Raw genomic sequence first — 21,971 nt, 5'->3', positions numbered from 1 at the left:
CCGTCCGCTGCTCGGTCCCGCCGGCGACACCCTCGTTGTCGACCGGGCTGGTGGGAGCAGGGCGAGGAACAGGGCTGGGAACAACCGCCTTCGGAGCGACTGGCCTGGGAGCTGCCGGCTTCGGGATCGCGGATCTGGGCGCAGCAGGCTTCGGTGCGGCGGGCGTCGGTGCACTCATCGTCGTGACTCCTTCGTCAGGCGTGACTGATCATGGCTGCGCTCCCACGAGTGTAGTGACGCGCGCACCCGACGTCGGGACGTTGGACCCGCGGACAGCGCTTCCCCGAACGCTACGGTCAGGATGGACGAGGCGCCAGCAGTGTGGCGACGCCCGCCCGCCGTGGCGACGCCCCGCCACCCGTCGCAACAGCCGCACGTAGGAGTCGTCATGGTCCACCGCATGATCCTCAACCAGACCGCGTACTTCGGCCGGGGTGCGATCTTGGAGATCCCCGGGGCGCTCGTCGCCCAGGGTGCCACCAAGGCCCTGGTCGTCACCGACCAGGTCCTGCTGGACACCGGGGTCGCCGCGAAGGTCACCGCCCTGCTCGACGACGCCGGCTTCCCCTACGAGGTGTTCAGCGACGTCCAGCCCAACCCACCGATCGAGAACGTGCTGGCCGGCGTCGAGCGCTTCCTCGCTTCGGGCGCCGACGCGCTGCTGGCCATCGGCGGCGGCTCACCCCAGGACACCTGCAAGGCGATCGGCATCGTCGCCGCGAACCCGGAGTTCGCCGACGTGCGCAGCCTCGAAGGCGTCGCCGCGACCGCGAACCCGTCCGTCCCGATCATCGCGGTGCCCACCACGGCCGGCACCGCGGCCGAGGTGACGATCAACTACGTCATCACCGACACCCAGAACTCCCGCAAGTTCGTCTGCGTGGACCCCCACGCCATCCCCGTGCTCGCCGTCGTCGACGCGGACATGATGGACGGCATGCCGGCCGGGCTCAAGGTCGCGACCGGGCTTGACGCCCTCACCCACGCCATCGAGGGCTACACGACCCTGGGCGCCTGGGAGCTGACCGACACCCTGCACCTCAAGGCCATCGAGATCATCGCCCAGTCCCTGCCCGGCGCCGCGGCGGGCGACCCCGACGCCGTCGAGCGCCTGGCCCTGGGCCAGTACATGGCCGGGATGGGGTTCTCCAACGTCGGCCTCGGTCTCGTGCACGCCATGGCGCACCCGCTCGGTGCGCAGTTCGGCACCCCGCACGGGGTGGCCAACGGCATCCTGCTCGCGGCGGTCATGGAGTACAACGCCGAGCACACCGGTGAGAAGCTCCGTCACGTCGCCACAGCGCTCGGTGTCGCCGAGGTCGCCAGCATGCCCCTCGACGTGGCACGCAAGGCGGCCATCGACGCGGTCCGTGACCTGGCCCGTACCCTCGGCAACCCCTCGAGCCTGCGTCAGGTGGGCGTCGACGCCGACGGTCTCGACGCCCTGACCGACGCCGCGCTGGCCGACGTCTGCGCGGGTGGCAACCCGCGGCCGGCCACCCGCGACGAGGTCCGCGCGATCTACCGCTCGGTCTTCTGAGCTGAGCCGGCCAGGTCGGGACGGGCTGAGCGGGTCGGGTCGGGACGGGCTGAGCGGGTCGGGTCCACCGGCGGGACCCGCCAGCCTGTCACCGGCCGGTGGCCTGTCACCGGCAGACGGTTCGTCACCGGCCGGTGGCGCAGCAACCGCATCGCGTTGGCGATGACGACGAGCACCGACACCTCGTGCACGAGCATCCCGAGGGACATCGTCACGCCACCGAGCACCACTCCGGCCAGCAGCAGCACCACCGTGACCAGCGCGATCGCGATGTTCTGCAGCATGGTGCGCACGGTGCGCCGCGCCAGGCGGATGGCCTCGGGCAGCAGGAGGAGGTTGTCGCTCATGAGGGCGATGTCCGCGGTCTCGACCGCGACGGCCGATCCGGCCGCCCCCATCGCCACCCCGATGTCCGCGAGCGCCAGGGCGGGGGCGTCGTTGACGCCGTCGCCCACCATGGCCACCACGTGTCCCTGTCGCTGCAGGTCGGCGACCGCCTCGAGCTTGTCCTCGGGGAGCAGACCGGCACGGACCTCGTCGACGCCGGTCACCCGGGCCACCGCCTCCGCCACGAGCGGGGCGTCGCCGGTGAGCATGACGACCCGCTCGATCCCGGCGGCGTGCAGCGCGGCGACCATCTCCGCGGCGTCCGGACGGATCTCGTCGGCGACCGCGATCACGCCGACGACCGTGTCGTCGACCGCGACGATCATCGCGGTGCGCCCAGCGGCGGCGAGGTCGTGCGCCACGGCTGCAGCCCCGTCCCGGTCCACGACCCCGAACTGCTCGAGCAGCGCGGAGTTGCCCACGAGAATGCGGCGGTCGCGAGCACGAGCCATGATCCCCTTGCCCGGGACGGACTCGGTGTGGTCGGCCAGCACCGGCGCTCCCACGCCCTCTGCGGCCGCCGCGGCCACGACCGGCCGGGCGAGCGGGTGCTCGGAGCCGGCCTCGGCGGCCGCGGCCCAGAACAGCACCTCGGCCCGCTCCGAACCACCCAGCACGACGACGTCGGTCAGCACCGGCCGCCCCCGCGTCAGGGTGCCGGTCTTGTCCACCGCGACGACCGAGATCTTCGCGGAGGTCTCCAGGTACTCCCCACCCTTGATGAGGATGCCGTCCTTGGCCGCCCGCCCGATCCCGGCGACCACGGAAACCGGGATAGAGATGACGAGCGCACCCGGGCAGCCGATGACCAGCAGGGTGAGCGCGAGCACGACGTCCTGGGTCGCCACGCCGAACACCACGGCGAGCGCGATGATCGCCGGGGTGTACCAGGCGGAGAAGGAGTCGATGAAGCGCGCCGTCCTCGCCTTTGCGTCCTGGGCGTCCTCGACCCGGTGGATGATCCGGGCGAGCGTGGTGTCTGATCCCACACCCACCGCGGCGACCTGCAAGAACCCGCCGCGGGAGACGGTGCCCGCGAAGACGCGGTCCCCGGCGACCTTCTCGACCGGGAGCGACTCCCCCGTGATCGAGGCCTCGTCGAGCACCCCGGTCCCGGCCACCACCTCGCCGTCGACAGGGACCATCGCGCCGTTCTTGACGAGCACCACCTCACCGACGGTGACCTCCGCGGCGGACACCTCTACCTGCGCCCCGTCGCGGAGCACCACCGCCGTGTCGGGAGCGACGGCGACGAGCTCGGCGAGCGCCGACCGGGTCCGGTTCAGCGTCGCCGTCTCGAGCGCGTGCCCGACGGCGAAGAGGAACGTCACCGCCGCGGCCTCCCACCGCTCTCCGATGACGACCGCCCCGATCGCTGCGATCGAGACGAGCAGGTCGATGCCGATAACCCGGGCCGCCGCCGCACGAGCCGCCTTGATGACGATCGGGGTCCCCGCGACCACCGCCGCACCGGTCATCGTGATCGCCCCGACCAGCTCGGCGTCGAACACGCCGGTCGCGGTCCGGGACGCGACGATCAGCGCCCCGGACACCAGCGGGACCTTCCATCCCTGCCACACCCGCCCGATCGTTGTCATCATCGTTCCTCCCTCTGGACGCTCTCCGCCTCGTGACGCCTGGTCGCTGATCGGCATGACATCGCCTAGATCATCGACGGACGGGCGGTGTAGCCGGCGTCGGCGACCGCGGCGACGAGGTCAGCGACGGAGACGGCAGCCGGGTCGTGGTCGATCTCGATCCGGGCGGACGCGAAGTGGACCGTGACGCCGGTGACCCCGGCCAGGCGGCCCACCCTCTTCTCGATCTTGGCCACGCAGGACGGGCAGGAGAAGCCCTCGGCGCGCAGGGTCGTCCTGGTGGTCGATGCAGCAGCGGTGCGGGTCGCGGTGGGCTGTGCTGTGGTCGGCTGTGATGCGGTGGTGGTCATGATGACCTCGTCTCTGATCAGTCCCCGCGGGGTGCGGGGCTCTGACTACGACGCTATGAGAACGCGCCGGAACCAACCATGACGCAGATCAGTTAGCCGCAGATCAGACGCGCACCGCTCCCCGGCGTCACTCGCTCGCGGCCAGCGCGACGAGCCGGTCCCGGTCGACCACCGCGGTCCACCCGCGGCCGGAGTCGATCACCCCGTCCTTGCGCAGCCCGCTCATCACCCGGGAGACGGACTCCGGCGTCGACCCGGTCATGCCGGCCAGGTCGCGGCGGGTCAGCGGGAGCTGGATGAGGGTGCCTCGTCCGTCCTGTCGGTCCTGGCCGAACTTGTCTGCCAGCCGCACCAGGCGGGAGGCGACCCGCTGCGCGACCGTGGCGGTGGACACCCGCGCGACGTCGGAGCGTGCCTGGGCAAGCAGGGCGGCGGTGTCGTCCAGCACCCGCAGCGCGACCTGCGGATAATCCCCCAGCAGCTCCCGGAACTGCTCCGTCCCGATCTGCAGCGCGCACGTGGTCGCCAGCGCCTGGACCGTCTCGGAGTGCCGGAGCTGACCGAGGATCTGCAGCCCGCCGAACAGGTCACCGGGGGCGAGCAGGTCGACGACGACCTCCTGCCCGTCGGGTGTCCCCCGCCAGGCCTTGGCCCGGCCCGCTGCCATGACGTAGAGGTGCTCGGCGGGGTCACCCGCCCGGTAGAGGGCGTCGCCGGTGGACCAGGCGAGGGAGACCATGCGCGCATCGATCCCGGCGAGCGCGTCGTCGGGCAGGTCGGCGAAGAGGGGTACCCGGCGCAGCACCCGCATCCGGACCGGTTCCGGGCAGTGGTGCGGCGTCGCGCAGGCCTCGCGCAAGGGGATGTGACGCCGATCGGACCTGGCCGTGGGGGTGCGGGGATCCGGGGACATGACCCGAGCCTAGGCCGTCCCGGCCGGGCCGCTGATCGCCCGGGCACGGCGAAGGGCCCCGGACCAGATGGTCCGGGGCCCTTCGCTGACGCCGTCGGTCACCCGAGACGGATCACTCCGCGCCGGCCGTGGCGGCGAGGCCACCGGTCGGGGGCAACTTGGTGATGTCCACCGGGCCGTCGCCGATCACGAGCGCCGCGGCTGCGGCGACCGGACCACTCTTGTGGTTCGCCTTGGGGACTCCCTTGAAGGTGAACTCTCCGAGGATGCCCTCTCCCTCGGCGTCGACTAGGACGATCTCCCCGGCCTTGATGTCGCCGAAGAGGATCTTCTCCGAGAGCACGTCCTCGATCTCGCGCTGGATCGCACGACGCAGCGGGCGCGCACCGAGGACCGGGTCGTAGCCCTTCTCGGCGAGGAGCGTCTTCGCGGCGGGCGAGAGCTCGATGCCCATGTCCTTGTCCCGCAGACGCCCGTCGAGCTTGGCGATCATCAGGTCGACGATCTGGACGATCTCGGCCTGGGTCAGCTGCGGGAAGACGATCGTGTCGTCCACGCGGTTGAGGAACTCGGGCCGGAAGTGCTGCTTGAGCTCCTCGTTGACCTTGGCCTTCATGCGCTCGTAGGTGGTGCCCAGGTCGCCGCCGGCGTTGAAGCCGGTCTGCATGCCCTTGGCGATGTCCCGGGTTCCAAGGTTCGTGGTCATGATGATCACGGTGTTCTTGAAGTCCACGACGCGGCCCTGGGAGTCGGTCAGACGACCGTCCTCGAGGATCTGCAGGAGCGAGTTGAAGATGTCCGGGTGAGCCTTCTCGACCTCGTCGAAGAGCACGACGGAGAACGGCTTGCGGCGCACCTTCTCGGTGAGCTGGCCACCCTCGTCGTACCCGACGTAGCCGGGAGGGGAACCGAAGAGCCGCGAGACCGTGTGCTTCTCGGAGAACTCGGACATGTCGAGCTGGATGAGCGCGTCCTCGTCGCCGAAGAGGAACTCCGCGAGCGCCTTGGCGAGCTCGGTCTTACCCACACCGGTCGGACCGGCGAAGATGAACGAACCACCCGGACGCTTGGGGTCCTTGAGGCCGGCCCGCGTGCGACGGATCGCCTGCGAGAGGCCCTTGATCGCGATGTCCTGCCCGACGATGCGTCGGTGCAGCTCGTCCTCCATCTTCAGCAGTCGCGAGGACTCTTCCTCGGTCAGCTTGAACACGGGGATCCCGGTGGACATGGCCAGCACCTCGGCGATGAGATCCTCATCCACCTCGGCGACGGTGTCCAGGTCCCCGGACTTCCAGGCCTTCTCGCGGTCGGCGCGCTTCTGCGTGAGCTGCTTCTCGGTGTCGCGCAGCCCGGCGGCCTTCTCGAAGTCCTGCTCGTCGATCGCGGACTCCTTGTTGCGGCGTGCCTCGGCGATCTCGTCGTCGAGCTCACGCAGCTCCGGCGGCGCGGTCATCCGGCGGATGCGCAGGCGTGCGCCGGCCTCGTCGACCAGGTCGATCGCCTTGTCCGGCAGGAACCGGTCGTTGACGTACCGGTCGGCGAGCGTCGCCGCAGCGACGAGCGCACCGTCGGTGATCGAGACGCGGTGGTGGGCCTCGTAGCGGTCGCGCAGACCCTTGAGGATCTCGATCGCGTGAGCCAGGGACGGCTCGGCGACCTGCACCGGCTGGAAGCGGCGCTCGAGGGCGGCGTCCTTCTCGATGTGCTTGCGGTACTCGTCCAGGGTCGTCGCACCGATGGTCTGGAGCTCACCACGGGCGAGCATCGGCTTGAGGATCGAGGCCGCGTCGATGGCGCCCTCGGCCGCACCGGCTCCGACGAGGGTGTGGATCTCGTCGATGAACAGGATGATGTCGCCGCGGGTGCGGATCTCCTTGAGGACCTTCTTCAGGCGCTCCTCGAAGTCACCGCGATACCGGGACCCGGCCACGAGCGAGCCGAGGTCGAGGGTGTAGAGCTGCTTGTCCTTGAGCGTCTCGGGGACGTCGCCGGAGACGATGTCCTGCGCGAGCCCCTCGACGACCGCGGTCTTGCCCACACCCGGTTCGCCGATGAGCACCGGGTTGTTCTTGGTGCGACGGCTGAGCACCTGCATGACGCGTTCGATCTCTTTGCTGCGACCGATGACCGGGTCGAGCTTGCCCTCGCGGGCAGCCTGGGTCAGGTTGCGACCGAACTGGTCGAGCACGGCGGAGCCGGCCGGGGTGCCTTCGGCAGGTGCGCCCGAGGCGACCTGCTCCTTGCCCTGGTAGCCCGAGAGCAGCTGGATGACCTGCTGGCGGACCCGGTTGAGGTCGGCGCCCAGCTTCGTGAGGACCTGGGCGGCGACGCCCTCGCCCTCGCGGATGAGACCGAGCAGGATGTGCTCGGTGCCGATGTAGTTGTGGCCGAGCTGCAGCGCCTCGCGCAGGGACAGCTCGAGAACCTTCTTCGCCCGAGGCGTGAAGGGGATGTGACCGGAGGGGGCCTGCTGGCCCTCGCCGATGATCTCGGTCACCTGAGAGCGCACTGCATCCAGGGAGATGCCCAGCGACTCGAGGGCCTTGGCGGCCACTCCCTCACCCTCGTGGATGAGACCGAGCAGGATGTGTTCGGTCCCGATGTAGTTGTGGTTGAGCATCCGTGCCTCTTCTTGGGCAAGGACAACCACCCGACGGGCTCGGTCGGTAAATCTCTCGAACATGTGCGCTCCTCACAGGTGCGGGCCGGAACTGGAAGGCTCCCAGGCCTGACCGCATCGACTCTAGTAGCCACCAACGAGTCAGTCCCCCTCGATATGCCCTTGTTCGCCGCAGGCGTGATGACTGCTCCCTGACCGAGACCTCGCAGAGGTCGGTCACAGCCCTGCCCGACCCCGCAGCAGCCCCGGATCCCCGGCGCGCATCGCCACCTCCGGCCCGACGGAGGACCCTGTCCGACCTGCAGACACCCGGCCCGCCCTACGGGCGCGTCACCAGTCCGGCCCTCCCTACGGGGCGTGCTCTCAATGACGGGGCGTGCTGTTGTCGGCACGCCCCGTCGTCAAGAGCACGCCCCGTACGCAGGTTGCGCCGGAGGTCCGCCCGGAGGTGGGCCCGCCGGCGGAGGACGTCAGCCGAGGACGTCGAGGACCCCGAGCGCGACCAGGGCGACCGCGACCGAGGCGGCGAACTCTCCGAGGCCGAACTGGATCGGCTTCGCTGCGGTCCGCGGGACCCACCACGACCGTGCGGCGAGCACGGCGAACACCACCGCGGCCGGCCACCAGGGCTGCCCGACGGCGGCCGTCAGGACCGCCGCACCCGCGACGGCGAGCACGTGGTAGCCCACCGAGACGGCCAAGAACCCGCGGTCACCGCGCCGGCGGATGAGGGTCTTGACGTAGAGCACCGTCCCGAAGAAGTAGGCAAGGACGAGCGTGGTCGCCACCCACACCTGGGACCAGGCGACCGGGCCGGTCTGCGGGAGCCAGCCACCGGCGTCGGGCAAAGAGAGCGGCAGGGAGAGGGGCAGGGAAGGCTGCAGGCCGGCGGAGTAGGCGACCGGGAGCATGAGGCAGGCCGCCAGGACGGTGGCGGCGTCGTTGAGCAGCGACCGGTCGCGGCGCTGGTGGGAGCACCACAGGCTGATCACGACGAGCGGGGCGAAGACCGGTGCCCACACGACGAGCGCAGGGCGCAGCGCGAGCACCGCGGCCGCGGGGACGACGAGCGCGAGGGAGTAGGCGCGCACGGGTGGGAGGTACTTCGCCTTGCGCCGCGACTTCAGCCACAATCCGAGCGCGTAGAAGTCGAGGTAGCCCACCACCCACAGCGCAGCGAGGGGCAGGTGGACGAGCGCGGGCCCCGCGGCGAGCATGCCGACGACGAACGGGACGGCGAGCATGGCCCACGCCCCGTGCTGGTCGGGCACCCAGCCGGGCGACCGGCGGCGCGTGCGGCGCGTGGGACGCGTGCGGCGCGGTCGGCGCGTGGGACGCGGTCGCGGCGTCGGCCCGGCGGTCCGACCGGGCGCCGTGGGATGCATGGCGCCCATCGTGCCAGCGGCGCTGCGGGCGCCCCTGGGACCTCCGGCCCTCGCGTCCCGGCGGAGTCGCGACCTGTGGGAGTCTCGCCCCCTGTCGGGGGCGGGACCCGTCGGAGGCGGAAGCTGTCGGAGGCGACTCTCGGCTAGGTGATCGGCCCCGACCAACTCAGGCCGAAGCCGAAGACATACGCGTTGCCCGCCGAGTCGACGTAGGGCTCGGTGTCCTCACCGACGTCCTCGAGCTGCGCCTCGACGGCATCCATGGACGCCGGGAAGCCGATCGGCAGGCGCCCCTGCGGCTCGGACAGGCCGAGCGCCACCTCGATGAGTGCCTCGTCACTGATCCCGAAGCCGACGACGATCGCGTCGGACACAGCCTCGAACTCGGCCGGGACGGTCGGGTTGGTCGCCTTGAGGACCGTGATCACCGGGATGTCCTTGCCGGAGGCCTCGACGGCCGCCACCGCACGCTCGAAGGCATCGAGGTCCGACTCGTTCTCGATCCGCGACGTCGCACCGTAGTAGGACCGGTTCTCCTGCGCGCCGTCGGGCAGGATGTCACCTGAGATCGAGACGCGGCGCACGTGCTCCCCGTCGGCGGTGTAGGGACGGTACTGCAGGGACAACGGGTACCACTCCCCGGTCGTGGTGTCGTGGCCGACCGGGGCGAAGTGGGTGCCGTTGCCCGGGCTGCTCATGCCCACGAGGACCAGGTCGACATCGGTGAGATCCGGGGCCGTGTAGCTCGTGACCACCCCGTCGGCGTCGAGGACCGCCTCGTCGGTGACGACGGTGCCGACGTACTCCTCGGCGACCTCGACATCGAGCCCGGGACCCTCGGTGTACTCCACGGGACCGAAGGTGCCGCCGGTGTTCGCGCTGCGGGTGGTCCGGTACGCACGCGGGATGTAGACGGTCGCGTCCTGCCGGTCCGCGGGGTCGGCCGCGGCGATGGTCTCGCTGTCGTTCTTCAGCAGGACGGCCGAGTCCAGCTGGGCCTGGTAGCCCGCCGCGACCTTGTCGGCTGAGCCGGCGATCTCGCGAGAGACCTCGAGGTCGAGGTAGGCGTTCTCGTACAGCCCCGGCTGGAACATCATCGTGAGGATGCGCGCGCCCGACTCCCGGAACCTCGTGTCGGCGTCCACCGCGACCGCACCGGCCTCGAAGTCCGCCTGCCACAGGTCGAAGGCGGCGAGGACCGGCTCGACGTCGTTGTTGCCGCCGAACATGTCGTGGCCGGTCGCCAGGATCGCGTAGTGCCGCTCGTCCACCGTGAGGTCCTCGGCGCCCCAGGCGGTACCATCGCTCGAGCCCGGGTCCGAGACCGACCGGGTGACGTTCCAGTCGGTGATGACCACGCCCTGGTAGCTCGCCCGCAGAAGGGCGATCCGGCCCGTGTCGTACGCCGCGCCCGTCCGGTCCTCGAAGAGAGGGTCGCCGTTCGCGTCGAGCACGATCGAGTAGGACGTCATGACCGACGCCGAGTCCAGCGCCCCGAGGAACGCCTGGGTGTGCGCGTCGAAGGTCCCCCCGGGGAAGACGGCGTACTTGCCGGCGTTGGTGTGCGGCTCCCGGCCGCCCTCCCCCGGCCCCTCGCCGGCCCAGTGCTTGATCATGGCGTTGATCGACTCCGGGCCCCAGCCCTCGACCCCCGGGGAACCCTGGAAACCCTGGACGGTGGCCGCCGCCAGCTGGCTCGTGAGCTCCGCGTTCTCCCCGAACGTTCCCTCGGTGCGCAACCAGCGCGGATCCGACGCGACGTCGATCTGCGGGGTGATCGCCGACGTGATGCCCAGCGCCCGGTACTCGGCCGAGACCATGGTGGAGAACTCCTCCACCGTCTCGACGTCGGTCGCCGCCAGGCCCAGGTTCGACGGCCAGCGCGAGAGGCCATCGCCGGAGGCGTTGTAGCTGGCGGCACCGGCGGTCGAGCGCGGGTCGGAGGCGAGGTTCACCGGGATGTAGGGCTCCTCGGCGCTCGCGAGGGACTCGACGTAGGCCTGCATCTCGTTGGACCACGTGACGTTGGCCTGCACGTCGTTGGGCCCGGCGTGGTTCACGTTGCGCACGTGGGACTGCGACAGGTACGTCTCCTGCACGTCGGTGAGTCCGTCGGCAGGTGAGTACTCCTGGGTGCCGAACAGCATGAGACCGGCGATCTGCTCGATCGAGAGCTCCTCGGCCAGAGCCGCGGCGCGGACCTGGGGCGACTCGCGCCAGTCCTCCCAGGTGTCGAGCGTGCCGTTGGCGTTCATGTCCTTGAACGCGAGAGCCTGCCCAGCCACCTCCTCGGAGAGCAGAGTCACTCCGCTGTCCGCGCCGTAGGACAGGACCGGACCGGCACCCGGGTTGGTGACGACGGTGAACGTCGTGGTGCCGTCGGTGACCTCTCGCGTCGCGAAGGACTCGCCTGCTCTGCTGGTCGTGGCCTCGGGGCTGCTGGTGGAGCACGCGGCCAGGGCCAGCAGCGCGATGCCGGTGACCAGCGCCACCCCTGCGGCCCCTCGTGTCCGGTGGCCGCGTCGCGCTGTCGCTGCCGCTGTCGCCGCTGTCTTCATCGACATCCTCTTCCTGCCTGTCCGTGTGCCCGGTCCCTCACCCCAGCACACGTCCCGGCGGCGATCGTCTGGTCCTGCGCACGCTGTCGACCCGGGCGCACAACCTGTCACCGGCACCTCCCGGGAACGACGACGGCCCGCCACCCCGGGTCGGGGCAGCAGGCCGTCGTCACAGACTCAGCGTCGCCGCAGGCTCAGCGTCGCCGGCTCAGCGTCCGCGCAGCTCGCGGTACCGCGAGACGAGCGCGTTCGTCGACGCGTCGGAGTCCTGGGCCGGGGCCTCGACGGAGGACAGCTTCGGGGCGAGCTGGTTGGCCAGCGCCTTGCCGAGCTCGACACCCCACTGGTCGAAGGCATTGATGCCCCACAGGACCGACTGGGTGAAGGTGATGTGCTCGTAGAGCGCGACGAGCTGACCGAGCACCGAGGGGGTGAGCTTCTCGGCGAGGATCGTGTTCGTCGGACGGTTCCCGGGCATGACCTTGTGCTCGACGATGGCCGCGGGGGTCCCGTCGGCGGCGACCTCGGCGGCCGTCTTGCCGAAGGCGAGCGCGGCGGTCTGGGCGAAGAAGTTCGACATGAAGAGGTCGTGCATCTCGCCGAGGTCGTGGTTGGGCACCGCGAAGCCGATGAAGTCGGCCGGGGTCATCTTCGTGCCCTGGTGCAGCAGCTGGTAGAAGGCGTGCTGGCCGTTGGTGCCCGGCTCGCCCCAGAAGATCTCACCGGTCTGCCCGGCGAAGCCGCCGGCCGCGTTGGCGCTCACGGGGGTGCCGTCGATGTGCACGGACTTGCCGTTGGACTCCATGGTCAGCTGCTGCAGGTACGCCGGGAAGCGGTGCAGGTACTGGCTGTAGGGCAGCACCGCGTGCGAGCCGGTCCCGTAGAAGTTGTTGTACCAGACGTTGAGCAGCCCCATGAGGACGGGGACGTTCTGGGCGAACGGCGCCGTCCGGAAGTGCTCGTCCATCTGGTGGAAGCCGTCGAGCATCTGGGCGAAGCCGTCCGGGCCGATCGAGAGCATGATCGCCAGGCCGACCGCGGAGTCGAAGGAGTAGCGCCCGCCCACCCAGTCCCAGAACCCGAACATGTTCGCGGTGTCGATGCCGAAGTCCGCGACGCGCACGGCGTTCGTGGAGACCGCGACGAAGTGCTTCGCGACGGCGGAGGCGTCGCCGTCGTAGGCACCGATGAGCCAGTCGCGAGCGGTGCGCGCGTTGGTCAGCGTCTCCTGCGTGGTGAAGGTCTTGGACGCGACGATGAACAGCGTCGTCTCGAAGTCGACGTCGTGGACCTTCTCGAAGACGTCGGTCGGGTCGATGTTGGAGACGAAGCGGCACTCGATGCCGCGGTCGGCGTAGTCGCGCAGCGCCTCGTAGGCCATGACGGGGCCGAGGTCGGAGCCGCCGATCCCGATGTTGACGACCGTGGTGATGCGCTTGCCGGAGTGACCGGTCCACTCCCCGGAGCGGACCTTGTCGGCGAACTCACCCATCGCGTCGAGCACGGCGTGCACGTCCGCGACGACATCCTGGCCGTCGACGACGAGCTGGGCGTCGCGCGGCAGGCGCAGCGCGGTGTGCAGGACGGCGCGGTCCTCGGTGACGTTGATCCGCTCGCCGGCGAACATCGCGGCGATCTTCGCCTCCAGGCCGGCCTCGTCCGCGAGCGCCACGAGGGCGTCGATCGTCGTGTCGGTGACGAGGTTCTTGGAGTAGTCCAGGTGCAGCTCGCCGGCGTCGGCGGTGAGGCGCTCACCGCGGGAGGGATCGGCGGCGAAGAGCTCGCGCAGGTTCGTGGCAGCGAGGGTCGCGTGCTCGTCGCGCAGCGTGCTCCAGGCAGCTGAGGCGGTCAGGTCGTATGAGGACACGGGGCGTCACCCTTCAGATTCGGTTCAGGAGTGGGCGCGCCGAACAGGGGGACACGACCCTCATTGAGGGTAGTCGGTCCGGGCCCGCGGGGGCAGGGCCTTGGTCACGGTGGCGCGGTGGCGGCGGGGTGGTGACCGCGGGCGGTCGCGCGCCGTCGCGAGCGGCAACAGTCCTGGTCGCGGCTCTGGCCACCGCTGACCCGGACGGCTACGTTGGCACCATGCCCACCGTCGGTGCCACGCCTCCCACCCGTTCGATGCCCCTCCCCGCAGCGGGCTTGCCCACAGCGACGCCGGAGAGCATGGGGATCCCGTCCGCCGCGCTCTCGGCGCTGGTCGACCGTCTGGAACGCCTCGGGGCCGACCCGCACGCCTTCACCGTCGCCCGGCACGGGCACGTCGTCGTCAGCGGCGCATGGGCCCCGTACCGGCTCGAGGACGCGACGCTCGTCTACTCGATCTCCAAGACCTTCCTCGCGACGGCTGTCGCCTTCGCCGTCGCGGAGGAGCTGCTCGACCTCGACGCCCCGATCGCCGGCTACTTCCCCGAGGTCGAGGCACCCGGCCGGTCCGCGCAGATGCGGGTGCGGGACCTGCTCTCCATGGCCACCGGCCACGAGGCAGACGTCGTGGAGCCGATCTTCGGCCCCGGCCCGGTCGCCGCGGTGCTCGCGACCGAGCCCGAGCACGAGCCCGGCACGGTCTTCACCTACAACCAGTCCGGTCCGTTCCTGCTCTCGGCCGCGATCACCGCGCTGACCGGGCAGAGCGTCGGGGAGTACTTGCGCCCGAGGCTCTTCGAGCCGCTCGGGATCGGCCCGCGCTGGTGGACCCCAGCCGGCGATGTCGATCTCGGTTTCACCGGCCTGCACGCCCGGGTCGGTGACGTCCTCGCCCTCGGGCAGACCCTGCTCGAGGGCGGCTCCTTCGGCGGGGCCAGCGTGCTCCCGGCGGGCTGGGTCGACCTGGCGACCTCGGTGCACGTCGCCACCTCCCCGCGCCCCTCACCCCCGGACTGGCAGCAGGGCTACGGGTTCCTGCTCTGGCGCAGCCAGCACGGATTCCGGGCCGACGGCGCGTGCGGCCAGCTCTGCCTCGTCCTGCCCGACCACGACGTCGTCGTCGTGCTCACGAGCGCCACCGAAGACCTGCAGGGTGAGCTCGACGCGGTGTGGGAGACACTGCTGCCCGCGCTCGCGGCCACCCCGCTCGCCGAGGACGCCCCAGCCCAGGCTGCGCTCGCGGACCGGCTGGCGCGGGCCGAGGTGCCGCTCGCCCCGGCGACGTCGACCGCGCCCTTCACTCACGGGACGGTGCGTCCCGAGGGCCCCGGGTGGACGGTCGACGTCGAGGGCCTGAGCTTCGCGGTCGGCGCCCAGGAGTGGCGGCGGACCCACGTCCCGGTCGGGTCGTCGGTGCTCCCCGTCGCGGCTCGAGGTCGCACCACCGGCGACGGCGGGTGGGAGGCCACGGCTGTCGTGACGAGCTCCCCGCACCGGATGCTCCTGCGGGCGTCGCCCGGCAGCTCGGTCGTCGAGGTGCGCTGGCACGTCCCGCCGTTGCGCAGCGACGACCCGCGCGACCTCGCGGTGCCGGCCTGGGCCGCCGGCGGGCCGGGGACGTCAGCGACCTGAGGGTCGGGTCCACTGCTCGAGCGGGATCTGCCCGGTGCGCTCGTCCGGCAGGCAGATCCAGGCTGCGACGTAGAACCACACGCTCAGGCCGAAGAAGAAGACCAGGACGACGAAGATGAGGCGCATCACCCAGGGGTCGATGCCGAGTCGGCGGGCGGTGCCCGCGGCGACGCCGCCGAGGATCCGGTCGCTGGCGCGGATGAGACCCAGGCGCCGGATCCAGGCGAAGAACTTCTGCATCGGGGTCGGCTGCGGTGGGGGCGGGGTCTGTGCGTACTCTGGCGTGCTCATGTCTCCATCGTGGCTCTCCCCGGTTCCGCGCGCATCCGTGATCACCCTGATCTCTCCCCTGATCCATGCCTGATCCAGGCCTGGTGCGCGCCTGGTGCGCGCCCGATCAGCGCCCGATCAGCGCCGACCGGCGCGGCGGGCGGCGACCCCGGAGATGGGATGATGGACCCCGTCCTCACCCTGCATTCCCACCCCGCTTGCCTCACCCGCAGTCCCCACGCCCCGGAGCACCATGACCAGCGAAGACCTGTACGTCATCATCGACCGTCTCACCGGGGGCGTCGTCGTGCCCCTCGGTGTCTGGGAAGATCCCGAGGCCGCCGCGGAGGAGATCGAGGACACCTACCCCGAAGTCACGGGCCAGTACGCGGTCCGCCGGCTGGTCGACGCCGAGGGCCTCACCGACGAGTCCTTCGAGTTCGCCGAGCACATGCCCTCCGAGATCCCGGTCTCCCCGATCTCCACCGTGACCGGTGGCACCCTCCTCGCCGGCGACCTCTTCGCCAAGGTCAGCGGCGCCCGCTGCACCCAGCCGATCGACGGCGCCCCGTGCGGGGCCGTCATCCTTGTCGACGACGTAGTCCGCGTCCTCGAGTCCGGCGACGTGCTCGTCACCGCCGCCGCATGGGCCGGCTGGAACGCCGACCGGTGCGCGGCGCACTCCGACCTGTCGACCTGAGGACCGCTTCGGGGTGAGCACGTGCGACACCTGCGCGCCCCGAAGCACCCTTGCTCAGCAGGGACCGCTGTCCACTGCTCAGCACAGGACGGCGTCACCGACCATCCGCCCTCAGGTCACCGCGAGGATTCGGTCGGATCAGACCCGGTGACAGGCAGGCGGTAGATGTCCTGCCACGGGTGCTCACCGTGACCAGACTCGATCCAGCCGTCCTTGCGGATCTCCGTTCGGACCTCCTCCAACGCCTGCCCCATGCCCGGTGCCCAGTCCTCACGCGGCACCATCGTCTTGCCGAGCGGGAGGCTGCCCCAGCTGTACGGAGCAGCGAAGGTCGGGCTCTCGTACGCCACCCGATCGCCGATCAGCCCCACGAAGTGCCACATCTGGGTCTGCGAGGTCAACAGCCCCAGCATCGACGTCCACACTGACCGGGTCGCGGCATCTTCCAGCTCCACCACCAGCACCTGGGGCGCTCCGTCACGATGTTCCATGTCCATCAGGGCAACCATCCTCAGTCTCAGGAGTCGACAGCCACAGGCGCCCTGGTTCATCCCCGGTTCGACGGAGAAGGGCTCTCTCGAGACTAGGCCGCAGGTCTGCGGCGGCGCCATCGCTGGCGCTGAGACGCACTGTTGGCGCGGTGCGGGTGAAGCCGTGCGAGCCGACGCCGCCGCTTCGGTTGAGGCCGCTCAGCCCCGGTACACCCCGACCACCTGCGCCCCGATGACGTTCACGTCGAACCTCCCGGCGTGGACCACCTGGCGCACGCTCGCCGCGGTGCGCGCCGCGGCGTCGTCCACGTAGCGGGCGAGCAGGGCGGCGAAGGCGGGGGTGTCGGTCGCGTCGACGAGCTGGTCCTCGAGGCCTTCCATGACCGTGCGGTAGCCGGGGTTGTCCCCCGCGAGCACGACGCCGCGGCTCGCCGCGAGGGCCTCGACGACCGAGATGCCGAAGCTCTCTCCGCCGGTTGAGGGCAGCGCGACGACGTCGGCCCCGGCGAGCAGGGCGGCCTTCCCCTCCTCGGCGACGTAGCCGATGAACTCGACGCAGCCGCCCAGGGAGCGGGCCGCGACGAAGGTCTCCAGCTCTTCCCGCAGCGGTCCGGTGCCGCCGAGGACCACCTGGACCGGGGTGGGGGTGAGGGAGCGCAGGGCCGCGACGGCGCGCAGCAGCTCCCCGGCGCCCTTGCGCTCGACGAGCCGGCCGAGGAAGACGATCCGCACGGGCGACGCCTCGTCCGCCACTCCCTCAGGAGAGGCAGGCCCGGCCGCGGTCCCGGCCACGCGGGCGTCCTCGGTCACCCGAGCCCCCGCCCGGGCCACCTCGACCTCGCGCGCCTGGGCGAACCGCGCGACGTCGACCGGGTTGCCGATGACGACGGGGGCGACCCCGAGGGCGTCTGCGGCGAAGACCGCTGCCGGCGCGGACACCGCGATGACGCGGGTGAATCGGCGCAGCTGGCGGCGCTGCACGAGACCGAGGAGCCGGGTGCCCCACCGGGTCAGCCGCGTCCACGGCAGGATGTGGAAGGTCCCCACCACCCGGGTGCCGGGCCGGGCCCGGGTGATCACCCGGCCGGCGAGCAGCGGGCTGTAGGGCATGTTGATGTGCAGCACGTCGAAGTCGACCGCGCTCAGCAGCGCCGTGATGGGGCCGGCGGGCGCCGGCAGCGGGATCCCGAGCCGGTTCCCGTTGAACTTCAGCCGGAGGTTGCGCGCCAGGGAGTGCATGTTCGCCAGGTCGGTGCGCACGGTCGTGCTGGAGAGGTAGTGCACCTCGTGCCCCTGGCCGGTCAGCCACGCCCCGAGGGTGAGCACGTGCTGCTGCACGCCGTCGGGCCGGTCGAGGGAGTCGTCGATGACGAGCCCCACCCGCAGCCCTTCCCGCAGCCCTTCCCGCAGCGCGCCCGACGCGCCGGGCACCGCGTCCCCGCTCACGCGTCGAGGATGATCGTCACGGGCCCGTCGTTGACGAGCTCGACCGCCATGTCGGCCCCGAACCGGCCGGTCCCCACGCTCAGACCGCGCCCGCGCAGGTCCGCCACGACGGCGTCGACCAGCGGCTCGGCGATCGTGCCCGGGGCGGCCCCGTTCCACGACGGTCGGCGCCCCTTCTTCGTGTCGGCGTAGAGAGTGAACTGGCTCACGACGATGACCTGGGCACCGATGTCGAGGGCGCTGACCTCACCGACCCCGGCGCCGGGCGCGCCGTCCGGTCCGGTCGCGGAATCAGCTGCGGGCGCGGCGAAGAGCCGCAGCTCGGCGATCTTGCGGGCGATCGCGGCGACCTGCTCGGCGCCGTCGTCGTGCGTGACGCCCACGAGGGCGACGAGGCCCGGCCCGTCGAAGGACGCGAGCACCTCACCGGCGACGCTGACGCTCGCGCGGGACACCCGCTGCACGACGGCGCGCACCTCACCACCCCCCGCGGGGGCCGGAGGAGGGACCGCTGCCGCCGCGCGGACGCCGTCGCCCACCGAGGGCAGGGCGGACGTCGGAGAGGTAGATCAACGCCGGGATCACCGCGAACAGCACCGCCAACCCCAGGAACCCCCCGCCCAGCGGGGGGTACAGGCCGATGAAGCCGAGCACCGCCGCGATCGCGAGGATCCCGGCCCAGAAGTTCTTGGTGCGCTTGCCCGCGCTCACGAACGCCGCAGCGGGGCGGCGGAGGGCGTCGACGAGCGCGTAGACCTCGACGGCGAGGAGCACGAGGGTGATCGTCACCAGGAGGTAGAGCTGCAGCGAGGCGAACATGTCCCACAGCCTAGGCCAGCGCGGTGCTCACATCGGTGCGAGCGCCGCGCGCGCCTCCTCCGGGGTGGCGCCGGCGGCCTCGTGCAGGTCGACGATCGCGGACCGCAGGATGAGGATGAGGGACTGGACCTGCCAGTCGCCGCTGCCCAGGCTGCCCGGGTCCGCCGCGGCGGCGATCTGGCGGATGTGGGCCCGGGCGGCCCGGGGATCCTTGCCGGCCGCGACCGCCTCGGCGAGCTCACGGGTGGCCGAGGCGAGGTCTTCCAGGAGCGCGGCGAGCTGGGCGACGCCGTCCCCGGTGGGCAGCGACATCGCACGCCGTGCGATCACCCGGACCGTGCGCATGGTCCGGTCGACCAGGACCGCGCTGCGCCTGATCTCCACGAGCTCGGCGCGGTACTTGCGGCCGTTCGCCGTGACCCGGGAGTTCTCGAGCGCCTCACGGGTGACCGACTGCCACTCGTCGAGGGCCGGTTCGCTGGCCCGCCCGCGCAGCAGCGCCGCCTCGCGGTCCGCAGGCTCACCGCTGCGCACCCCGGCGGCCACCGCGTCGAGGGTGCGGGACAGCTCGATGAGCCCTTCCCCGCCGATCCGGCGCGGCTGGCGGCGCAGGTCCCCGGGGGTGAAGGCAGCCACGAGGAAGGCCACCGCGGCGCCGACCAGAGCATCGGTCCAGCGCCCGAACCCGCCCCCGGTCGAGGCGAGCGGGAGCCCGACGATGACGATCGCCTGGACACCCGCCTGGGTGGTGAGCAGCGCCCCGCGGTCGATGAACCGGGCGACGAGGGCGGAGACGGCGAGCACGAGCCCGATCTGCACCACGCCCACGCCGATCACCCGGACGACGAGCTCACCCAGCCCCACCCCCACGGTGACGCCGATGCCGAGCTCGGCGACCCGGCGCATGCTGCGGTCGGTCGTGAAGCCGAGGCAGATCCACACGCACACCGGTGCGAAGAACGGGTAGTCGTGGCCGAAGATCACCAGCGACAACCCGTAGGAGAAGCTGGCCGCGACCGACACGAGGATGATCGGCCAGAACCCGGACCGCACCCGGGTGCTGCCCTGCCGGGCGCGGCTGCGCAGCATCACCGAGGCCCGGGAGAGCTGGGACAGGACGAGGGAGCCGTCCGGCGACGCACCGTCCCCGGCGCCGTCGCCCGCGGTCATCGCGGGTTCAGGCCGCGGGCCACCGGACCGCGGGGGGCCGGACGGTCCACCGACACGCCCTCACCGGGCACGACGAGCTCCTGGCCGGCCGCGACGTCGCCGCCCTCGCAGGCCACCAGCAGGTCGGTGTCCGTGGGGGCGCTGCGCTTGATCACGGCGAGCGCGATCGGGCCGAGCAGGTGATGGCGCGCCACCGAGGTGATCTGTCCCACGACCCGGTCCTGGGCGCTGACCTCGGCCCCGACCTCGGGCGTGAGGTGCCCCGACCCGTCCAGGTGCGCCATCACCAGACGCCGCGGTGGGCGTCCCATGTTGTGCACCCGGGCGACCGTCTCCTGCCCGCGGTAGCAGCCCTTGTGCAGGTGCACCGCGGTGCGCAGCCAGTCGAGCTCGTGCGGGATGGTCTTGTGGTCGACCTCGGTGGCCAGCCGCGGCCGCCAGGCCGCGATGCGCAGGGCTTCGCTCGCCCAGGTCCCGGCGAGCCGCCAGCCGGCCGCCTCACGGGCAGCGACGGCGTCGGGCAGGGACGGGCGCGGGACCAGGACGAGGCGCCAGGAGCGCTCGGCGCCGGGGTGCTCGTCGTCGGGCAGGCCGTAGCGGGTGCCCCCGGGCAGGGTGCGCGGCCACGGGTCGCGCCAGGTGATCGGCTCGTCGGCGGTGCCCTCGGCGTCGAGCGGCTCCCCGATCACGGCCCACTGCTCGGTCGCGTCGGTGATCTCCACCTGCCGCATGAACTTCATCTTCGTCAGCCAGGCCGTGAGGTCCCCGACGTGGCCGGCCTCGGTGATCAGCCACGTCGTCGCGCCGTCGTCGACGACCCCGGCGGCGTGCTCGATGTGGCCGTGCGGGGACAGCACGAGCGTCTCGGTCGACTCCCGCACGCCGAGCGCGGTGAGCTCCTGGGAGGTGATCGAGTTGAGCCAGCTCAGCCGGTCCGGGCCGGAGACGGTGATCACGCCGTAGTGGGAGAGGTCGACGAAGGCACCGCCGCGTTCCAGGGCGCGCTGCTCTGCCGTGGGGTCGCCGTAGTGCCAGGCCACACCGGAGTCGACGCCGGCGGCCGCGACCGCGCCGCGGCGGGCGAGGACGGGACTGGGGCCGGGCATCAGGCGTCCAGCCGGGTGAGCTTGGCGGAGGCGTAGGACTGCAGGGGGTGACCGAAGGCGGCCAGCTCCCACACCCACATGAGTTCACCCTCGACCAGGCCGTACAGCCGGCTCGAGGCGGACACGTCGGCCGAGGATGCCGTGCGGGCCATGAGGTCGCTCACCAGGTCCACGCGGGCGTCGCCGATGGCGCCGACGTAGAGGGTCACCCGGCCGGCCGGGTCGGCGAGCAGCACCTCGAGCGGTGTCTTGCCCTCGGGCAGGTCGTCCGGGCGCTCGGGGGGGACACGCCAGTACCCGGTCTCCGTCGACCAGACCGTCAGCTCGGGGGTCGCGGTGCCCGCCGTCTCGGCGCCGTCGGTCCACTCGGCCGGGACGGTCTCGGGCACGCTCGGGTCGAGCAACCGGATCGTCGACTCGTACCGCAGGTACGGGCCGCCGTCGTGGTCGAAGGTCACGTCCTGGACGAAGGCGACCTCGTCGATCCCGGGGTAGGTGATCACACCCTCCCCGCGCCAGGACCCCACGAGCCAGGCCAACGGGTAGACCTCTGGGGCGAGCCCCTCCGGGAACGCGAAGGCCATGGCTAGCGCTGGCCCTTGAAGAGCTTGTAGACGACGAACCCGGCGAACCAGGTGATCGTCAGGGTGGCCGCGATGAGCAGGCCGAGGAAGATCATCTCGATAACTTCAACATCCATGGCGACATCTTACGTCGCGCTACCCTGACCGCATGAGTGCACCTTCACCGACTGCATCACACCGCCTGGTCATCAAGTCGACCGCGGGCGCCGAGGCGCCCGAGGCGACCAACCAGGCCTTCACCGTGGCCGCGACGGCCCTCGCGGCCGGGGTCGAGGTGAGCCTGTGGCTCACCGGTGAGTCCACGTGGCTCGCCGTCCCGGGTCGGTCCGGCGACCTCGTGCTCGAGCACGCGGCGCCGTTGGCCGAGCTCATCGAGGCAATCATCGAGGCCGGCACCCTCACCGTCTGCACGCAGTGCGCGGTGCGGCGCGGGCTCACCCAGGCGGACCTGCTCCCCGGTGTCCGGATCGCCGGCGCGCCGAAGTTCGTCGAGGAGATCATGGCGGCGGGGACGCAGGCGCTGGTCTACTAGG

At 71.6% G+C, this 21,971-nt stretch carries 19 protein-coding genes; 4 read left to right on the top strand and 15 right to left on the bottom strand.

Translation table 11 applies throughout. The features are described from left to right. Window positions 1-388 precede the first annotated feature (388 nt). Complete coding sequence (fucO, locus tag ACWA15_RS02285; RefSeq protein WP_464057843.1) at window positions 389-1,540, top strand: lactaldehyde reductase; 1,152 nt, start codon at window positions 389-391, stop codon at window positions 1,538-1,540. On the opposite strand, the gene ACWA15_RS02280 is transcribed toward fucO, so the two are convergent. The 7 genes from ACWA15_RS02280 to pgi all read right to left on the bottom strand — a co-directional run bounded on the left by ACWA15_RS02280 (window position 1,522) and on the right by pgi (window position 13,218). After that, entirely contained in the window at window positions 1,522-3,525 is a 2,004-nt protein-coding gene (locus tag ACWA15_RS02280; RefSeq protein WP_464059381.1) for a heavy metal translocating P-type ATPase, read from the bottom strand. The genes fucO and ACWA15_RS02280 overlap by 19 nt on opposite strands. Before the next feature lie 65 nt (window positions 3,526-3,590). Continuing rightward, complete coding sequence (locus ACWA15_RS02275) at window positions 3,591-3,875, bottom strand: cation transporter (protein ID WP_464057841.1); 285 nt, start codon at window positions 3,873-3,875, stop codon at window positions 3,591-3,593. A gap of 127 nt (window positions 3,876-4,002) precedes the next feature. Then, complete coding sequence (locus ACWA15_RS02270) at window positions 4,003-4,788, bottom strand: Crp/Fnr family transcriptional regulator (protein ID WP_464057839.1); 786 nt, start codon at window positions 4,786-4,788, stop codon at window positions 4,003-4,005. Between the two features lie 112 nt (window positions 4,789-4,900). Beyond that, window positions 4,901-7,471, bottom strand: coding sequence for an ATP-dependent Clp protease ATP-binding subunit (locus tag ACWA15_RS02265; protein ID WP_464057837.1), 2,571 nt, complete (start codon window positions 7,469-7,471; stop codon window positions 4,901-4,903). A gap of 407 nt (window positions 7,472-7,878) precedes the next feature. Next, complete coding sequence (locus tag ACWA15_RS02260) at window positions 7,879-8,679, bottom strand: YwiC-like family protein (RefSeq protein ID WP_464057835.1); 801 nt, start codon at window positions 8,677-8,679, stop codon at window positions 7,879-7,881. A 257-nt stretch (window positions 8,680-8,936) separates the two neighbouring features. Further along, the gene (locus ACWA15_RS02255) at window positions 8,937-11,285 is read right to left on the bottom strand and encodes a glycoside hydrolase family 3 N-terminal domain-containing protein (protein WP_464057833.1); all 2,349 of its coding nucleotides are present in this window, start codon (window positions 11,283-11,285) and stop codon (window positions 8,937-8,939) included. 274 nt (window positions 11,286-11,559) lie between these two features. Beyond that, window positions 11,560-13,218 (bottom strand): glucose-6-phosphate isomerase, encoded by a 1,659-nt coding sequence (gene pgi / locus ACWA15_RS02250; RefSeq protein ID WP_464057831.1) that lies wholly within the window; start codon window positions 13,216-13,218, stop codon window positions 11,560-11,562. A 221-nt stretch (window positions 13,219-13,439) separates the two neighbouring features. On the opposite strand from pgi, the gene ACWA15_RS02245 reads away from it, so the two are divergent. Continuing rightward, window positions 13,440-14,852 (top strand): serine hydrolase domain-containing protein, encoded by a 1,413-nt coding sequence (locus ACWA15_RS02245; RefSeq protein WP_464057829.1) that lies wholly within the window; start codon window positions 13,440-13,442, stop codon window positions 14,850-14,852. Here ACWA15_RS02245 and ACWA15_RS02240 read toward each other — a convergent pair. Further along, window positions 14,841-15,143 (bottom strand): PspC domain-containing protein, encoded by a 303-nt coding sequence (locus tag ACWA15_RS02240; RefSeq protein ID WP_464057827.1) that lies wholly within the window; start codon window positions 15,141-15,143, stop codon window positions 14,841-14,843. The two genes, ACWA15_RS02245 and ACWA15_RS02240, sit on opposite strands and share 12 nt — an antisense overlap. A gap of 232 nt (window positions 15,144-15,375) precedes the next feature. Here ACWA15_RS02240 and ACWA15_RS02235 point away from each other — a divergent pair, with 232 nt between their 5' ends. After that, window positions 15,376-15,822 carry a hypothetical protein gene (locus tag ACWA15_RS02235; RefSeq protein WP_464057825.1) on the top strand — a complete coding sequence of 149 codons (447 nt, stop codon included), beginning with the start codon at window positions 15,376-15,378 and terminating at the stop codon, window positions 15,820-15,822. Between the two features lie 116 nt (window positions 15,823-15,938). Here ACWA15_RS02235 and ACWA15_RS02230 read toward each other — a convergent pair whose 3' ends face one another. The 7 genes from ACWA15_RS02230 to ACWA15_RS02200 form a co-directional block, all read right to left on the bottom strand. Beyond that, a complete protein-coding gene (locus ACWA15_RS02230; protein ID WP_464057823.1) occupies window positions 15,939-16,331 on the bottom strand; it encodes a hypothetical protein in 393 nt (130 codons plus the stop codon). Between the two features lie 180 nt (window positions 16,332-16,511). After that, entirely contained in the window at window positions 16,512-17,759 is a 1,248-nt protein-coding gene (locus ACWA15_RS02225; protein WP_464057822.1) for a glycosyltransferase family 4 protein, read from the bottom strand. After that, on the bottom strand, window positions 17,756-18,235 hold the full coding sequence (dtd, locus tag ACWA15_RS02220; RefSeq protein WP_464057820.1) for a D-aminoacyl-tRNA deacylase: 480 nt from the start codon (window positions 18,233-18,235) through the stop codon (window positions 17,756-17,758). Before dtd ends, ACWA15_RS02225 begins: the two co-directional genes overlap by 4 nt. 1 nt (window position 18,236) lies before the next feature. Next, complete coding sequence (locus ACWA15_RS02215) at window positions 18,237-18,578, bottom strand: DUF2516 family protein (RefSeq protein ID WP_464057818.1); 342 nt, start codon at window positions 18,576-18,578, stop codon at window positions 18,237-18,239. A gap of 27 nt (window positions 18,579-18,605) precedes the next feature. Beyond that, window positions 18,606-19,748: an FUSC family protein gene (locus ACWA15_RS02210; RefSeq protein WP_464057817.1), complete on the bottom strand. Its 1,143-nt coding sequence runs from the start codon at window positions 19,746-19,748 to the stop codon at window positions 18,606-18,608. After that, window positions 19,745-20,854 carry a CAF17-like 4Fe-4S cluster assembly/insertion protein YgfZ gene (gene ygfZ, locus ACWA15_RS02205; protein ID WP_464057815.1) on the bottom strand — a complete coding sequence of 370 codons (1,110 nt, stop codon included), beginning with the start codon at window positions 20,852-20,854 and terminating at the stop codon, window positions 19,745-19,747. The genes ACWA15_RS02210 and ygfZ overlap by 4 nt, the downstream gene beginning before the upstream one ends. Continuing rightward, a complete protein-coding gene (locus ACWA15_RS02200; RefSeq protein WP_464057813.1) occupies window positions 20,854-21,438 on the bottom strand; it encodes a heme-binding beta-barrel domain-containing protein in 585 nt (194 codons plus the stop codon). Before ACWA15_RS02200 ends, ygfZ begins: the two co-directional genes overlap by 1 nt. Window positions 21,439-21,586: 148 nt before the next feature. Here ACWA15_RS02200 and ACWA15_RS02195 point away from each other — a divergent pair, with 148 nt between their 5' ends. Next, window positions 21,587-21,970, top strand: coding sequence for a DsrE family protein (locus ACWA15_RS02195; RefSeq protein WP_464057811.1), 384 nt, complete (start codon window positions 21,587-21,589; stop codon window positions 21,968-21,970). Window position 21,971 lies beyond the last annotated feature (1 nt).

The sequence above is a fragment of the Sanguibacter sp. TS_SC_8 genome, assembly GCF_055361235.1.
The sequence above is the reverse complement of the archived record's forward strand: the minus strand, read 5'-3'. Positions and strand labels throughout refer to the sequence as shown.

Bases quoted from the DNA above. Each gene is read 5' to 3' on its own strand.
- fucO (WP_464057843.1), top strand. From the start codon at position 389: ATGGTCCACCGCATGATCCTCAACCAGACCGCGTACTTCGGCCGGGGT.
- ACWA15_RS02280 (WP_464059381.1), bottom strand. From the start codon at position 3,525: ATGACAACGATCGGGCGGGTGTGGCAGGGATGGAAGGTCCCGCTGGTG.
- ACWA15_RS02275 (WP_464057841.1), bottom strand. From the start codon at position 3,875: ATGACCACCACCGCATCACAGCCGACCACAGCACAGCCCACCGCGACC.
- ACWA15_RS02270 (WP_464057839.1), bottom strand. From the start codon at position 4,788: ATGTCCCCGGATCCCCGCACCCCCACGGCCAGGTCCGATCGGCGTCAC.
- ACWA15_RS02265 (WP_464057837.1), bottom strand. From the start codon at position 7,471: ATGTTCGAGAGATTTACCGACCGAGCCCGTCGGGTGGTTGTCCTTGCC.
- ACWA15_RS02245 (WP_464057829.1), top strand. From the start codon at position 13,440: ATGCCCACCGTCGGTGCCACGCCTCCCACCCGTTCGATGCCCCTCCCC.
- ACWA15_RS02240 (WP_464057827.1), bottom strand. From the start codon at position 15,143: ATGAGCACGCCAGAGTACGCACAGACCCCGCCCCCACCGCAGCCGACC.
- ACWA15_RS02235 (WP_464057825.1), top strand. From the start codon at position 15,376: ATGACCAGCGAAGACCTGTACGTCATCATCGACCGTCTCACCGGGGGC.
- ACWA15_RS02230 (WP_464057823.1), bottom strand. From the start codon at position 16,331: ATGGTTGCCCTGATGGACATGGAACATCGTGACGGAGCGCCCCAGGTG.
- ACWA15_RS02215 (WP_464057818.1), bottom strand. From the start codon at position 18,578: ATGTTCGCCTCGCTGCAGCTCTACCTCCTGGTGACGATCACCCTCGTG.
- ACWA15_RS02210 (WP_464057817.1), bottom strand. From the start codon at position 19,748: ATGACCGCGGGCGACGGCGCCGGGGACGGTGCGTCGCCGGACGGCTCC.
- ygfZ (WP_464057815.1), bottom strand. From the start codon at position 20,854: ATGCCCGGCCCCAGTCCCGTCCTCGCCCGCCGCGGCGCGGTCGCGGCC.
- ACWA15_RS02200 (WP_464057813.1), bottom strand. From the start codon at position 21,438: ATGGCCTTCGCGTTCCCGGAGGGGCTCGCCCCAGAGGTCTACCCGTTG.
- ACWA15_RS02195 (WP_464057811.1), top strand. From the start codon at position 21,587: ATGAGTGCACCTTCACCGACTGCATCACACCGCCTGGTCATCAAGTCG.